The following is a 15,066-nucleotide window of genomic DNA, read 5'->3' on the forward strand; positions in this document are numbered from 1 at the left end:
GTCCTCAGTGAAACCATGTTTCCACTGAGGACTTCTGCTTTTTACATGCTGCGTGCTGATTCCGACAATCTCTGCTACGGAAGAATAATATCGGCCCTGTACAGGCGCTGATCCCACTTGACTTCCGCTCCGATATGCTCCGCTGTAAAGCGAAGCGGAACGTACAAATAATTATCAATCAGCGCGGGCGGATTCGGAACCCAGTAATCGGTCCCGTTCACCCGGATATAGTAGTTCCCTACGGTCATCACCATCTCAACATCACCTTGTTTGAGAGTTAGAGAGCGAGCCGTGTTATCCCATTTGTAATTTGCATTCATTGCATCCAGCAGGGGACGCATGGGGACCATGGTCGTATCTCCGCTGATGAACCCCTTGAAGCCGCCCGCCAATTTGCCGTCTACGGCCACTTGGACCTGCGGATTGTAATACCGTTTAACGACAAGGGCATTACTTAATGCCCTGCCGGGTGTTGTAAGCATGCTGCCGTTCGCGTACAGCCCGGAGCTGGCTCCTCCGTCCAGGTTCATAGCATCCGTCATGCCGAGGGAGAGCGCGATTTCGGCGAGATCCTGCATCGTAGCGCCATTGACGGTTCCCATTACCAGCTTACCCGCTGCGTCCGAACCGACAAAGCTCCTCATCGCTGCCTGCTTCGTTATCTTCGGGTCCGAGTACCCGTCCCGTGAAGGATTGATGTCTACTTTCCCGTTAGTCAGAAGTTTCGGACCCGCACCGATCGCGGCCTGCCAAGTATCGGCCCCCTGAATGTCCTGCCCATTCTCAGTGACCTCCAGATCCGCTTTAACCGAATCTCCCACGTGAAGATTAGGGAGCAGATTGTTCCGGTTGTTCGAGCTGTTCCCGATTAAACAAACAAACCCGTCATAGGGAACGTATACCGCGTTCGGAGTGATTTCCGTAATGAGGCCGTTGCGTACAACCACTTTAGTACCGTTCATGTCGATAGCCGATTTGAACTCCGGCGTGAACCAGACGACTTGATCCGTTTGTCCGGAACCATAGTCTTTGTTCGTTCCCCAGGGAGAGAACGTATACGGCTTGCCGCTATGCGTAACCGTTACCGAGAAAGACATGTTCACTTTCCGGATGTCTACCGCCTTATTGCCGTCCACGATAATAGACTGATTCTCACCTGAATGGAGGAGGTTGCCATCATGCAGCAGCAAGCCATTCGGATACCGGATCGACGCATCTTTCTCATAGGCGTTAAAAAAAGTACCGTTCACTGCCGCAACGGCTCCGCTCTTGGCTATCATGGAAGAGAAGCTTTCATCATAACCGATCCCCTTGGCAGCCGTAACCGGCATCACTTCAAGCCGCGGATCCGTAACATCCACCTTAACCCAGCTAACGGAAAAGTTCTTGCCGTTTGCCTTCACTTGGCTCTTCCCGCTTTCAACAGAGCCGGCCGCGGCTGCCTGCGGAAGTGAAGAGGCTGCCAGCAGCACGCTTGTACCTAGCAGCAGAGCGGCTGCGCTTCGTCTAAATCTTGTACCTGAACCGCTGTTTAGCCGGTTCATCGGACTCATCATTCGATCCAGAATGGAATTCATATTCTTCTCCTCTTTCGGGACTGTCCCTGTTGAAGTTGAGCTTCGGATCACCTGGGTGATTTCCTATCTGCTCTTCTTTCGTCATTCGATCTTTCCTTAAGCGATTCCTGTCGATTCCGTTCTCGATTTCACCAAAATAATCAGAAACCGGGAGCAGGCTCCTCTTCTATCCCGAGAATACTCCCCAGTACTTGTCCGATAGGATCCCGGATAATACAAGCGGCGTCTGCATCGTAAGGAGTCGGATTCCGGTTGATCAGCGCAAGCTTATCTCCTCTGAAGCGGCGGACTAATCCCGCAGCGGGCTGCACGGTCAGGGATGTCCCCCCTACAAGGAGCAAATCGGCTTCTGCTATGCGGTACGCCGCTTCATTCAGAACGGCGGCATCCAGGCCTTCTTCATAGAGGACGACGTCCGGCTTGATCATCCCGCCGCAGACGCTGCAGCGCGGGATGATCTCAGAGCTGGCCGTGACAGCCTCCAGCCCGTAAGAAGCCCCGCACTCCATGCAAGTGTTGCGCAGCACGGATCCGTGCAGCTCCAATACATGCCGGCTTCCCGCGAGCTGATGCAGCCCGTCAATGTTCTGCGTAATGACGGCTGTCAGCTTGCCGCGCTTCTCCAGCTCCGCGAGCGCCCGGTGGCCGGGATTCGGCTTCGCTTCCGGATGCAGCATCTCACCCCGGTAGAACGAGTAGAACAGCTCCGGCTCACGCATGAAGAAGCTGCGGCTGAGCATGACCTCCGGCGGATACGCGTAACCGCCGCCTTGGCTGTACAAACCGCTCGCCGATCGAAAGTCGGGAATTCCGCTTTCGGTAGATATACCAGCTCCTCCGAAGAACACGATCCGTTCACTTTGTTCTATGAAATCATCAAGTAGTTTCCAGTTTTCTTTCATATCTTTACCTCCTTTATCCATATTCCTGATTTCCTTATCCTTATTGTAGCTGATTTTGCGAACCGCCAAGCAAACGATTGCAAAATTTCTGTAAAGGAAAGGAATTCCTGACCGGCCACACGAATAAGTGTGTACTAAGCCTATGACCTTGAGTGGATAACTTCACACGCTAAAAAGAAGGAAGGTGCATCATGGCCCAGACGAATCCCGCTCCACAAGCTCCTCTCCCTGCCAAAGGCCGCAAGCTGTTCCTGTCACGTCCCGTGCTATCCTGGGGACTGAACGACCTGGCGAATACGATTTTCTCTTCGAACATCGTAACTCTGTTTTTCCCCTTCTACTTGACACAGGTCATCGGAGGAGACGCGCGGCTAGACCAGGTTGCAAGTACGTTTATCACTTACTCCAATGCGCTGTCCGGCTTGCTGATTGTCCTGCTCAGTCCGCTATACGGCGTGTGGATGGACCGTACAGGCCGCAAGAAGGGGGCACTGGTGCCGTTTACCCTGCTGGCCATTGCCTTTACCATGCTCATGGCGCTCGCATCGTCCTGGGGCTCCGGAGCCGCTGTGCTGGGCATGCCGGTTGGCATCGTAAGCGTCCTGCTTTGTTTCGTGATCGCGAAGTTCTTCTTCAGTTCATCCGTTGTATTCTACGATGCTATGATCTCGGATCTCGGCGGTCCCAAAGAAATCCCTTTAATCTCCGGGTTTGGGGTAGCCCTCGGTTATTTCGGCACGCTGATCGGACTCGCCGTGTACCCGCTTGCCAGCGGGCAGCATTACGAGCAGACGTTTATGCCCAGTGCACTTCTGTATCTGCTCTTTTCCCTGCCGATCATTCTGTTCTACAAGGAAGCCTCTGGAGGAAAGCAGTCAGCCGCAGTCAGAACCAGCTTTTTGAGCGGCTACAAGGAAATTATAACGACCTTTAAGGAAATGAAAAAATACCGGCCCATCTTCCTGTTCATGGTCGCGTTTTTCTTCTTCAATGACGCGCTCCAGACCGCCATTTCCGTCATGGCGGTTTATGCCAAAACCGTAGTCGGCTTCACGACAGACAGGTTTCTCATCCTATATCTCGCGGCAACCGTCTCGAGTATTTTCGGCTCCTTTATTTTTGGCTATATAACACGGCGTTACGGTGCCAAACGCGCTGTGACTTCCGTTGCCGTTCTGCTGATAGCCGCAATCGCGCTGGGAACACTAGCCGTTAATGAGACCATGTTCTGGGCAGCCGGCGTTATTTACGGCATCTCTATGGGCTCCATGTGGGTAACTTCCCGGACCTTGATCGTGGAACTTTCTCCGCCGGACAAGCGCGGGCAGTTTTTCGGCTTGTTTGCCTTCTCTGGTAAAGTCTCCTCAATTGTAGGTCCGCTGCTGTACGGTACGCTGACTTACACGCTGCAGGACTACGGCACCCTGGCAAGCCGGATTGCCTTGGGCTCCCTGCTCATCATGGTCATCATCGGATTATTCGTCCACGCCCGTATTCCCAAGGAGAATAAGGCGGCTTAACAACCTGTTTGCCGCATAAGAAAGCCCATCGGCTGCCGAAGATTTTGCCGGCGGCCGATGGGCTTTTACTATCCGTTCATGCTATTCGTTCATGTCTATCTGTTCATGCTATTCGTTCATGCCTATCCGTCATGTCTAGCCGTTCATCGCTATCTGTTCATTTTCTCGATCATACTCATTTTCATTTCCCACGTTCGGGTACTCAAATCTACAGCATATTTCTCAGGATTCAACTTACGCAGATACTCCGGCCAGAACATATCCATCTGACGGCGGTGGTGTTCCCGTATATGATCCAGCGAAGGGGCCTCATATATTTGTTCCCCGTCCACAAACACCGGTTTCAGCAAAGGAATCGCTTCATACTCATCCACATACTTGTAGATATACGGATGCACGGGATCGAACAGCTTGATCTTCCTGCCCTCCTGTACGTCCGTCTCGTCATGAAGAACGATATAGTCTGCGATGGCCTTGCCTGTGTCCGACCCGAGAATCCGGTAAACATCCTTCCAGCCAGGGGTAGACACCTTCTCCGGATTACCGGATATTTTGATGGTCGGAACGAGTTCGCCCTCACTGTTCTCTATCGCAACCAGCTTATAGACTCCGCCCAGAGAAGGTTGATCCGCAGCCGTAATCAGCTGTGTTCCGACCCCCCATGTATTGATTCGCGCCCCTTGGGCCTTCAAATTCAGAATGGTATTCTCATCGAGATCATTCGAGGCCACAATCTTCACATAATCCAGCCCAGCCTCATCCAGCATCTGGCGGGCCTTCACGGATAAATACGCGAGGTCCCCGCTATCCAGACGGATCGCGTTCATACGCTTGCCGCGCTCTTCCATCCGTTTAGCCGTCTTGATGGCATTGGGGACGCCGCTTTTAAGCGTATGATACGTATCGACAAGCAGTGTAACCTGATCCGGCAGCGCATCCGCATACCGCTCGAACGCCTCTTCTTCCGTCTCATGTGCCTGAACCCAGGAATGAGCGTGCGTGCCTTTGGCAGGTATACCGAACACCATCCCCGCCAGCACATTCGAAGTCGCATCGAATCCCGCGATATAGGAGGCGCGGGCCCCCCAGACAGCCGCGTCTGCTTCTTGTGCCCGGCGGGTGCCGAATTCAAGGAAAGTATCTTGAGGCGACACATTCTTGATGCGGGAAGCCTTCGTTGCGATTAGGGTCTGATAGTTGATAAAGTTCAGGAGAGCCGTCTCAACCAGCTGCGTTTCAAATATGGTTCCTTCTACACGTACAAGAGGCTCATTTGCAAATACCACTGTACCTTCTTCCATCGAATAGATGGAGCCCTGAAAGCGGAATGCTCTCAGCTCGTCCAGAAAGCCTTGATCGTAATTTTCTTCCTGCGTGCTTAAATAGCGGATTGCCTGCTCGTCGAATTTCAAATCATTTATATAGTCGATCAACCGCTGCAAGCCTGCAAATACCGCATAACCGTTGCCAAAAGGCAGCTTGCGGAAAAAAGACTCAAATACCGCTCTCTTATGGTGCGTGCCATTCTTCCAATGGGCGTACATCATATTAATTTGATACTTATCGGTATGTAACGTCAGATTCGGTAACGTGCTCATGATTTAAATTCACCTGTCCTTGCTGCTCTATGGAAAGTTAGATGGGAACGCCGTTCTTCACTATTTTAGCGCCCAGCGTCGTACGGAAATGACCTAAAGAAAATTCATGTCCAGCCGGATTAAAACTTGCAACGGCGTCCTCATGAACATAAATGTCAAAAGCTTTGTTATAGGCATCCACAGCCGTATGCAGGACACAGATGTCCGTACAGACTCCGATCAGATGTACTTCTTGAATCCCCCGGGACCTGAGCTGAAGCTCCAAGTCGGTTCCGCAGAACGCGCTGTAGCGTGTTTTGTCCATCCATGCGATTTGATCTTGATGCTCTTCATACACGGCTTTTAGACGGCCGTATAGTTCGCGCCCGCTTGTGCCTTCAATATTGTGCGGAGGAAACAACAGCGTCTCCGGATGATCCGGTTCGTTGAGCCGGTGATAATCCACCGCCATCACAACGTAGTCCCCCCTGTGGGCGAACTCCTCTGTCAGCTGTGCAATTCGGTCCTCGATAGCTACCGCCGGCTCCCCTACAGGCAGCTTTCCTTCTACAAAATCGTACGTATAATCGATGACGATTAAGGCTTTCATAGTACGGTACCCTCCCCGCGGTTTTCGTTGAAAGATTGTTAAGATCATATCATTCCGTTCCTGCAAAATCAAACTCCGGTTCTGCCCTTATTGACGGTAAAAAGCGGCCGAAGCGCAAATCTGCGCTTCGGCCGCCCGGATGGCCTTGTTTATGGCTATTAAATATGATCCTGGATGAGATGAGCCAGTATATTCGCAATGTGACCGGAACCGCTCCGCAAATCATCCGGATGGATGCGTAATCGGACCAGACTTTCATCCGCATCGAAGGCCTCGGAAATGAAGCTCCCAACACCTCTAACCCTCCGGTCAATTTGTAACAGCAGTTCAATGCCTTCCTGAGTGGGAAGGAATATAACTTCCAGTTCGTCCAAGTCGCCCCGGAACTGTCCGGTCGGAACGAATTCAAACTCTTGTACGAGTCCGATACGGCCGCCGTAACGGGATGACTGCTGAACATCCGCTTCTCTTAAACGGAATCCAAGCTCGCTTAAAGCATCGAACACCACCTGCATATCAGGGGAAGGGACAACCTCGATCCGATCCGTGTCGTTTGGATCTATCGCGCTTGAGATGTCCAGACCAGTCGAGAACCACACCGGTGTGCGTCCTACAGTCAGAGGCGTATGGTCGGCCAGCCTGAATCGAAACGGAACTTCCGTCTCTTCATTCGGTCTCAGCGTAAATGGATCGGACACCAAATATTTGGCGATTTCCCTCGTCTCCGTTACGGTTCTATCATTTGCTTCACGTTTATATTGCGTCACTAGTGAAATATAGATCTCTTCAATATGCTGTTCAATCTGTCCGCTGCGAATATGTACAACACCTTCGACTTCTTCTCCCGGGTAATAGCTGCTTTTGCTAAGCCTGGTATCGACCTGGGCCGAGCCGAATCCGATACTTGCTAACATCCGTTGAAAAAACGACATGCTTCATCCTCCTGAACCTAGTAAAAAATAGAAATCTTTGAGAAAATTATACACGATTTATACGTTATTGTCGCAAAAAGTTTTTCCAGCTGCTGTTTTGTAAAAGATGCACTCTTCACAGTTCTCATTGGCAATATTCACTATTTCTGTGGAAAAGCCGTTCCTTATACCCGGTTTCGGGACTTTCTATTTTACTCCGTAGGACGAAAGCCCCTTTCAAATGGAAAGGAACAGGTCGTTTTTATCGTTTTTTGGAAGAAAAAACTGCATGAAAGTGTAAAAATATACGCGCAGGTGCGTAATAGAATTTGCGCTGACGAAACGATTTGAATCTTTTATTATAAGATTGTACCCACGTTTACCATAATATTCATAAAGGGATGATTGTCATGCTGAAAAAATCACCGGTAGAGCTCCTTAGTGACTATCAACTGCTCGATTGTTTCGTCCAAGCTCTTCAAAACAAGCTGGGTGCTGAATTTCTGCAACAGCTGGCTTCCGAAATCAGACGCCGCAATTTATATTAATCTTTTATACTAAAGTTGCTCCTGTTCTGAATGGAACGCACAAGTCAACCTGGCGGATAAGGTGCAGAATTCGCTGTTTTATTCACATAAATTCCTTGCCCTTGCCAAGTATCTGAAGCAGAGCGCAGCAGTGCAATTGTGGAGCTGAGCTCCTTCATATAATTAATATCATGAATATCCGCTGCAAGCTGATACAAGGTATTGAGACTTCCGGTTGCCTGTTCCCGGCCGATCGTACCGTTGCGGATATTTAACAAGATCCTTTCTTTTTCTTGTGTAATAAATTTGCGTATACCGGCTAACCTGTTTGTTCCCATACCTTTCCTCCTTAGGGCACCATGATAAGAGCGACAGACCTGCGTATGAATAGGTCCTTATTATTGTATGCGCGAGTCTTTCCCTTCTGTACTTCACGACTGGAAAATCTGTCACTCTCAGAATTTGACGACTGTATCATCTTATCCCCTTCCAGCAGCCCCCTGAATACAATCCATTTATTGGATGTTTTTTTATTTCCGTCTGTCGTCCAAAAAAAAAGCCCTGTAAACAAACGTCTCTTTCCCGTTTGCTTGCAGGGCTTTGCTTGATAGGATTTAGGCCTGGCTGGACCAGCCGAAAGCATATTCCGGGGTCAATGTGACGGGCAGCTTGCCCTCAGCTTGATGACGTCCCGTCAGCACATCTGCGACTGCATACATCGCATGGGGACGATTCTCATAGCTGGCCACATAAGTCTTCACTTCCGGAAACTCGATATAATCGAACGGATTGCGTCCGGCAACAACGGTGAGAACCGTATCTCTCGCGGCCAGTTCTTGGACGATGCGGATTTGATTCGGCGAGAATGAAGCGTTGTACGTGACCACAATCACCTGATCGTAATCCTTGCTTTCGCTAAGCACACGCTCGACATCTTCCTCGCTTGGCATCGTGTCAATTCTGGTTTCAGTCACCGCAGCGATTGTCTCAGCCAAATAAGCACCGAGTGTTTCTTCCTGCTCGATGACTTCATCGATTTGAGTATTCGCCCGGACCTCGGTCCAGATCACATATGTCTTCTTATCCGAAGCAAGAGGCAGCTGCTGCTCGTCTTTGACGAGCGTTACGCTCTTCCTGTAAGTTTCACGCACGAGCTCCACATGCTCCGGCAGCCCCACTGCTGCAGAGACAGCCGCCGGACTGGCATCGCCCGCGGTGATGTTAAGCTTCTGCTTAAGCTGCAGCAAGCGTTCAACCGATTCGTCGATACGCGCTTCGCTGATCCGGCCGGACTCCACGGCCTCTACCAGCTTCTCGATTGTCTCGACCTGCAGGGGCAGCCTGTGGCTGACGAGCAGCAGATCCGCGCCTGCTTCAACGGCCATGACCGCTCCCTCAGCCGTGCCGTAATGATCGGCAATGGCTTTCATCTCGAGGCAGTCCGTCACGATGACGCCGCCAAAGCCAAGCTCTCCGCGCAGCAGATCCGTGAGCACCCGCTTCGACAGGGTCGAAGGCAGGCCATCGGGCTCCAGCGCCGGGAATATCACATGCGCAGACATAATCACGTCTGCACCTTCGTTGATCGCGCGTACGAACGGCGCGAACTCCATCTCCCGCAGCCGCTCCAGACCGTGCGGGATCATCGGCAGTGCATGGTGAGAATCGGACTGCGTGTCGCCATGCCCCGGGAAGTGCTTAATCGTGGGTGCGACACCCGATGCTTGGTAGCCTTTGACGGCAGCCGCCCCTAGTTCTCCCACCAGTTCGGCTGTCTCTCCGAAAGAACGGACTCCGATAACCGGATTCAGCGGATTGTTGTTTACATCGAGACACGGGGCAAAGTTCAAGTTAATCCCCATGGCACGCAGCTCTTTGCCGCTTATACGTGCAGTCTCGTAAGCTGCTTGCTTGTCGCGCGTAGCGCCGATCGCCATGCTGCCAGGCATGCAGACGACGCCCTCGTGAATGCGGGCGACCATTCCGCCCTCCTGATCGATTCCGATCAGCAGCGGACCTCCGGAAGTGTCTGCAGCCAGCAGCTGGAGTTCATGATTCAGTTCGGCAACCTGCTGAGGCGTGTCGAGATTACGACGGAACAGGATTACGCCACCGATTTCGTACTCTTTAATGAGCTGGATAATCCTTTGATTCGGTTTCATGGCCGAATCCGCCGCATCTGCGGCAGAAAAGCCGCACATCACCATCTGTCCAATCTTCTGTCTCAAGTTCATCTCTGTCAATTTCTTCATCGGTTTCTTCCCCTCTGTATTGACCTACTCACTTAAAATTTGTTCCCTGTATTCGGACGGCGTCTTGCCGGTGAACTTAAAGAAGACCCTTGTGAAGTAACGGCGCTCTGCATAACCCACCTGTTTGCCGATCTGGGTGATGCTCTTATCGCTCATTCTAAGCAGAGACTTCGATAGCTCGATACGCTGACGAGTCAAATATTCCAGGAACGTTTCCGAAAAATGCTGTTTGAACAGGAGGCTGAAATAACTGCAGCTGATACCCAAATGATCCGCAATCTCCTCCACACCGAAATCATTTGATAAGTTTTTGGAGATATACTCTTTGGCATTCAGCATAAGGAGTTCACTTGGTTTACGGTTCATGCCCGCGCTCATGCAGTCATTAATAAGCTGGTGAATAGTCGCCAGCAGATCCTTGACTCCTACACTTCTCTCGAGGTTCGCCCACAGAGCGCGTTCCTCCTCATCGGAGATAATGCTGATTTCGCGCATTTCACGAATCAGGTGAAGAATCAGAAAGTGCAGAATTTGCTCCACACGCAAATAAGAATGCTCCGAGATCGCTCTCAGACTTTCATTGAGTTTCTCGAAGGTTGCCTCCATCCGGGCTTTGTCGCGTCTTTTTAAGCTCGATACGATGCCTTCCACTAACTCCCACAGCGAATTATTTAACTCATTGCGGTTGGGGTTGGTTTCCTCGAGCATAAGAATCTGCTCCACATTCGGAGAAAGCTGCAGCGATCTCTGCAATTTCTTATAGGCCTCCGCCAGTTTAAGCACGGACAGATGCTCCGGATAAATGCCGACACTAACAGTTAGCTTAACATTCTGCTTGACCGCATTCTGAAGCGTGTCACTCCAGCTATAGACTTCGTCCCGATTGAAGACGGTCGCCTGAAGCTGCCGGATAAGCACACACCATTCCCCTTCGCGGGTTTGCAGAACGGAGTATAAGAGTTGATAGGGTCCAAGCGCATCCTGAAGGACATTACGAACCGCAAAATTCTCCAGCTTCCGTTCCTTTTCGCTCCACTTCCGGGAAAGCTGCGAATAATTGTCGAGGTCAATCAGCAGAAATGTAAATTCCGTTTCTTCCAGACTGTTGTCATCTTCGAAAAAGTGACGTGTCGACACATTGGTATAATCGAGCAAAATATCAAACAAAAACTTTTCATACGCCAAATGTTTAACCCGGCTCCACTTCTTCTGCTCATCCAGCTCCGCTTTGCGCTTCTCGCGAATCTCAGTTGCTATTCTTACTACAATCGCTTCCAGCTCTTCGTAATTAATCGGCTTAAGAATATAATCCTTTGCTCCGAATTTAAGGGCTGAACGGGCATATTCGAATTCCTGGAATCCGGTAAGAAGAATAACCTGAATATCCTTGTCCATCTGGCTCACCTTCTCCAAGAAGCCGATCCCGTCCATGAGCGGCATCCGGATATCGCTTAACACGAGATCCGGCTGGTGCTCCTGCACCATCTCCAGCGCCTTCACGCCATTATGGGCAAGCCCGATCACTTCAATGCCGTGCTTCTCCCATGGAATCACGATTTGAAGGTTTCGCAAAATATTAATTTCGTCATCGACTAATAGTGCTTTTAAATTCATATTCATCACCTGGCTGTCGTTTTCGGTATGATGCATTTGATCCGTGTACCCTTGCCCGGTTCGCTGCAAATGTATAATCCGTATCCCGTGCCATAGTGAATCCGAAGCCGGTCCGCTACATTCATGACACCTAATCCAACACGTATAGCTTGCTCTGCTTCACTCTTTTGTACGTAACCCTTACGATACTGGAACCTCGCAAGCACATCGTCCGGAATTCCGATTCCATTGTCCTCGAGCCACAGAACGATATGGTCTCCCCCATCCTCCGCATGAATGGAAATGATTCCTTTGTAAGCAATCCCTTCAAATCCATGCTGAATACTATTCTCCACAAGAGGCTGAAGCGTTAGTTTTAAGATCGAGTAGTTCTCAAGTTCTCTCGGCAAGTTTATTTCAAAATCAAATAATTCCTCAAAACGATACTTTTGAATTTCCATATAATTCTTAAGATAATCCAGTTCCAATCCAATTGCAATCTCTTCTTTATGATGGAAGCTAATTCTCAGAATGGTACCGAGACGATACACGAGCTGACTCACTTTTTTACCTTGATTCTGTACAGCCAGAGCATTAATGGACTCCAGCGTATTAAACAGAAAGTGCGGTTTGATCTGCGCCTGAAGAAGCATGAGCTCGGCCTTGTTTTTGCGTTCTTGCTCCTGCTTGACCTCTTCCAGAAGATCGTTGATTCTTAGAACGAGACTGTTAAAGCCTCTAGCCAGAATCGTCGTTTCGTCTTTGCCTTCGACTTTAACCCTGACATCCAGATCCCCGCGCTCAACCTGCTTCATGGAACTGACGATCCGGATAATAACACGGATATAGCGGTTTACGAAAAGCAAATTAAATAACAAGGCTGATATGAGGAAAAGCAGCATAATCAAGCTGACCCATTTTAAAATCGCAGCTAGATCTCCGGATAAATAATCCCAAGGTGTTATCGAAATCAGCATCCACTTCGGAGCCCCATACTTCTCGAGCCCGACGTCATAGATCGTAACAACACTCTCGACACCATCGAAGTCCATCTTCGTGGAAGTATAACTCGTATTCAGCTCGACCCGTTCCGACAAGTATTTGTTTAAATTCGTACCATTAATAACTTTGCGGTTGTCATACAAAATCACTCCCTGCTGATTTACGAGCAGGAAGTGACTGTTTTCCTGGTTATAGAAATTAAAGATCTTATCCATTTCTTTAAAATCAAATTGCAGGAACATCGTGCCGATTTTATTACTCGGAGTCTCAAACTCATTGACAATCCGGATCTGGCTAAACAAATTGTTATTCCCCGTCAGCTCCGGATTCTCATAAGGACCGATCCATCGGGGAAAGCCGTGCAAATTACGGACTTCCTCATAGATAGGATGCTTACTAAGAACTTCGAAGGGAACATGACTAAAGGGAATAACACCACTTGAAAATTTTTCGCCAAGCAGATTGTACAAAGAGAAAGTTCCAAGCGGTTCATACGTCAGGAAAATATTCCTCAATTTATAATCGTTTTTGGGATCATTACGCCCTTCTAGATTGTTCGGATCGTTAAGCGTAATCAAGAGCGATTGGATATCTTTGAGCATCCAGGAATCCGATTGATAATTGGCTTCTTTAATAATTCCCGCAATATTCCGGCCAATAGATTTCACCGTTAACTCGGATTGTTCCGTATACTTTTTCTCCGTCACATTCTGAAACATCAAGTAAGTAATGAAACAAATAATGAGAAGAGGAACGATGATAAATCCCATGAATGCTATAAATACTTTTTTTCGTAAATTCATCATCTCTGTTCCTCTTCCCTCTCCCTTTACCCTTTGACGCTTCCCGCAGCCAAGCCTTCGATAATCTTCTCTTGAAGTATAGCATAAATAATGACGACCGGAATAATACTGAACATGGTTGCCGCAAGCAGACTACCATAGTTCATCGATAATCCATTGTTCATCGAAGCCATAGCTACCGGCAAAGTACGCAGGTTTTCTTTGGACAACATAACATTCGCCAGAACAAATTCATTCCAGTGTCCCAGGAAGTTAATAATAAACACCGTTACGATTGCCGGAGTCATAAGAGGCAGTACAATTCTTGTAAACAAACCGTAGATGGAGAGGCCGTCCATAACACCGGCTTCTTCAAGCTCCTTGGGAAGCGACTTAATAAATGCCATAATAATAATAATGGAAAGAGACAGCCCAAAAGCGATATACGGTAAGATCAAGGACCAGTGAGTATCATAAAGTTTGATCCCAAGATTATTGGTTATCGTAAGAATAAACTTATAAAGTGGAATTAACAGGGAACCTGCCGGAACCATAATAGCCAGTAAGAATACGGCAGTGACCACTTTGTTCATTTTAGGGAACACCATTCTGGTAAGAGCATAAGCCGTCATAGAAGCCAGAACGATCGTTACGATACTGGAAAATGTACTTATATACAAGCTGTTCATAAAGTAACGTCCAATATTGGAACTCGACCAGGCATTAATATAGTTGTCCACCGTAAAGTTCCTGATTAGAGAAAATGGGCTCTCAACGATATCCACGTGCTTTTTAAATGAATTTTGAAAGGCCCAGAATAAAGGGTACAAAGTCACAAATACATATAAAAGCAAGAAAGTGTGGAGAAACCCACTCTTAAATTTCGCCATTTAGTTCTCCACATCCTCTAATTTTTTTGTGAGCATATTGCTGAATAGAGTAATGATGAGCGTGAATACAAAGATCAGAATGGCGATCATATTGGCGTATCCGTAATCATTGCTCGTAAACCCGATTCTATACATATAAGAAGCCATTACTTCCGTTACGCCATAAGGTCCGCCTTTGGTCATAACCATGACAATATCCAGTGCCTTCATAGCTCCGGTAATCGACAATAGGACAATGACGCCAAGAATTGGTCTGATGAGCGGAACTGTAATCATAAGTGCTCTTTGATACCCGGTTGCCCCATCGATCTCGGCAGCCTCATAAATTTCTTTAGAAATACCGAATATGGCAGCTAGTACAAGAACGATGTAGAAACCCGTCCACTGCCAGGCGTTTGTAAGCAAAATGGATAACATGGCCGTAGACTCATCAGCCAGCCACAATCTTGTCAGACTCGAAAGACCGGAGAAATCTAAAATTTTGTTTAACAAACCAACAGTAGGATCAAAAACTGAAATCGACCAAAGTACGCCAACAACTGCGGTTGACAGAATACTAGGCAGGAAGACGGTTGTTTTATAAAAACCGCGCAGTTTTTTAACTTCAGAGATCAATACCGAAAAGATGACAATGACAGGAACCTGAACAAAGACTGAAAATAAAATGAAGTACAAGTTATTTTTAACGGATGTCCAGAAGTATTCATCTCCCATTGCTTTCGTTAAATTTTCCAGCCCGTTAAAAGCTGGAGCCGTTAAACCGTCCCAGTCGGTAAAACCATAACGAAGCGTTGAGAGCAGTGGGTATAAATAGAATGTACAGTAAAAAAATAAGGTAGGTATAATAAACACCAAATATGCCAGAGGATTTCGATAAACCTTATTCATAGCAGCCTCCATCCTTCACACGAATGTGAATAAGA

The 15,066-nt window shown here is 48.5% G+C and carries 13 protein-coding genes; 2 read left to right on the forward strand and 11 right to left on the reverse strand.

The window, feature by feature from the left end; genetic code table 11:
• Positions 1–74: 74 nt before the first annotated feature.
• Complete coding sequence (locus EDM21_RS08575; RefSeq protein ID WP_157334626.1) at positions 75–1,577, reverse strand: phosphodiester glycosidase family protein; 1,503 nt, start codon at positions 1,575–1,577, stop codon at positions 75–77.
• Between the two features lie 140 nt (positions 1,578–1,717).
• A complete protein-coding gene (locus tag EDM21_RS08580) occupies positions 1,718–2,479 on the reverse strand; it encodes an NAD-dependent protein deacylase (RefSeq protein ID WP_157334628.1) in 762 nt (253 codons plus the stop codon).
• Between the two features lie 191 nt (positions 2,480–2,670).
• On the opposite strand from EDM21_RS08580, the gene EDM21_RS08585 reads away from it, so the two are divergent.
• Positions 2,671–3,999 carry an MFS transporter gene (locus EDM21_RS08585; RefSeq protein WP_157334630.1) on the forward strand — a complete coding sequence of 443 codons (1,329 nt, stop codon included), beginning with the start codon at positions 2,671–2,673 and terminating at the stop codon, positions 3,997–3,999.
• Positions 4,000–4,148: 149 nt separating this feature from the next.
• Here EDM21_RS08585 and EDM21_RS08590 read toward each other — a convergent pair whose 3' ends face one another.
• The 3 genes from EDM21_RS08590 to EDM21_RS08600 form a co-directional block, all read right to left on the reverse strand.
• Entirely contained in the window at positions 4,149–5,597 is a 1,449-nt protein-coding gene (locus EDM21_RS08590) for a nicotinate phosphoribosyltransferase (RefSeq protein ID WP_157334632.1), read from the reverse strand.
• 37 nt (positions 5,598–5,634) lie between these two features.
• On the reverse strand, positions 5,635–6,186 hold the full coding sequence (locus EDM21_RS08595) for a cysteine hydrolase family protein (RefSeq protein WP_157334634.1): 552 nt from the start codon (positions 6,184–6,186) through the stop codon (positions 5,635–5,637).
• A 158-nt stretch (positions 6,187–6,344) separates the two neighbouring features.
• Entirely contained in the window at positions 6,345–7,118 is a 774-nt protein-coding gene (locus tag EDM21_RS08600; RefSeq protein ID WP_157334636.1) for a sporulation protein, read from the reverse strand.
• 389 nt (positions 7,119–7,507) lie between these two features.
• Here EDM21_RS08600 and sda point away from each other — a divergent pair, with 389 nt between their 5' ends.
• Entirely contained in the window at positions 7,508–7,645 is a 138-nt protein-coding gene (sda, locus tag EDM21_RS08605; RefSeq protein WP_157334638.1) for a sporulation histidine kinase inhibitor Sda, read from the forward strand.
• A gap of 44 nt (positions 7,646–7,689) precedes the next feature.
• Here sda and EDM21_RS08610 read toward each other — a convergent pair whose 3' ends face one another.
• The 6 genes from EDM21_RS08610 to EDM21_RS08635 form a co-directional block, all read right to left on the reverse strand.
• Positions 7,690–7,962, reverse strand: a complete 273-nt coding sequence (locus EDM21_RS08610) for a hypothetical protein (protein ID WP_068774228.1) — start codon at positions 7,960–7,962, stop codon at positions 7,690–7,692.
• 276 nt (positions 7,963–8,238) lie between these two features.
• The gene (nagZ, locus tag EDM21_RS08615) at positions 8,239–9,876 is read right to left on the reverse strand and encodes a beta-N-acetylhexosaminidase (protein WP_157334640.1); all 1,638 of its coding nucleotides are present in this window, start codon (positions 9,874–9,876) and stop codon (positions 8,239–8,241) included.
• Between the two features lie 24 nt (positions 9,877–9,900).
• A complete protein-coding gene (locus EDM21_RS08620; RefSeq protein WP_157334954.1) occupies positions 9,901–11,496 on the reverse strand; it encodes a response regulator in 1,596 nt (531 codons plus the stop codon).
• Complete coding sequence (locus EDM21_RS08625) at positions 11,496–13,277, reverse strand: cache domain-containing sensor histidine kinase (protein ID WP_235918098.1); 1,782 nt, start codon at positions 13,275–13,277, stop codon at positions 11,496–11,498. Before EDM21_RS08625 ends, EDM21_RS08620 begins: the two co-directional genes overlap by 1 nt.
• A gap of 23 nt (positions 13,278–13,300) precedes the next feature.
• Positions 13,301–13,993 (reverse strand): carbohydrate ABC transporter permease, encoded by a 693-nt coding sequence (locus tag EDM21_RS08630; protein ID WP_420850643.1) that lies wholly within the window; start codon positions 13,991–13,993, stop codon positions 13,301–13,303.
• Positions 13,994–14,143: 150 nt separating this feature from the next.
• The gene (locus EDM21_RS08635) at positions 14,144–15,031 is read right to left on the reverse strand and encodes a carbohydrate ABC transporter permease (RefSeq protein WP_157334644.1); all 888 of its coding nucleotides are present in this window, start codon (positions 15,029–15,031) and stop codon (positions 14,144–14,146) included.
• Positions 15,032–15,066: the final 35 nt, after the last annotated feature.

This window comes from Paenibacillus lutrae (genome assembly GCF_009757775.1).
GTDB lineage: Bacteria > Bacillota > Bacilli > Paenibacillales > NBRC-103111 > Paenibacillus_F > Paenibacillus_F lutrae.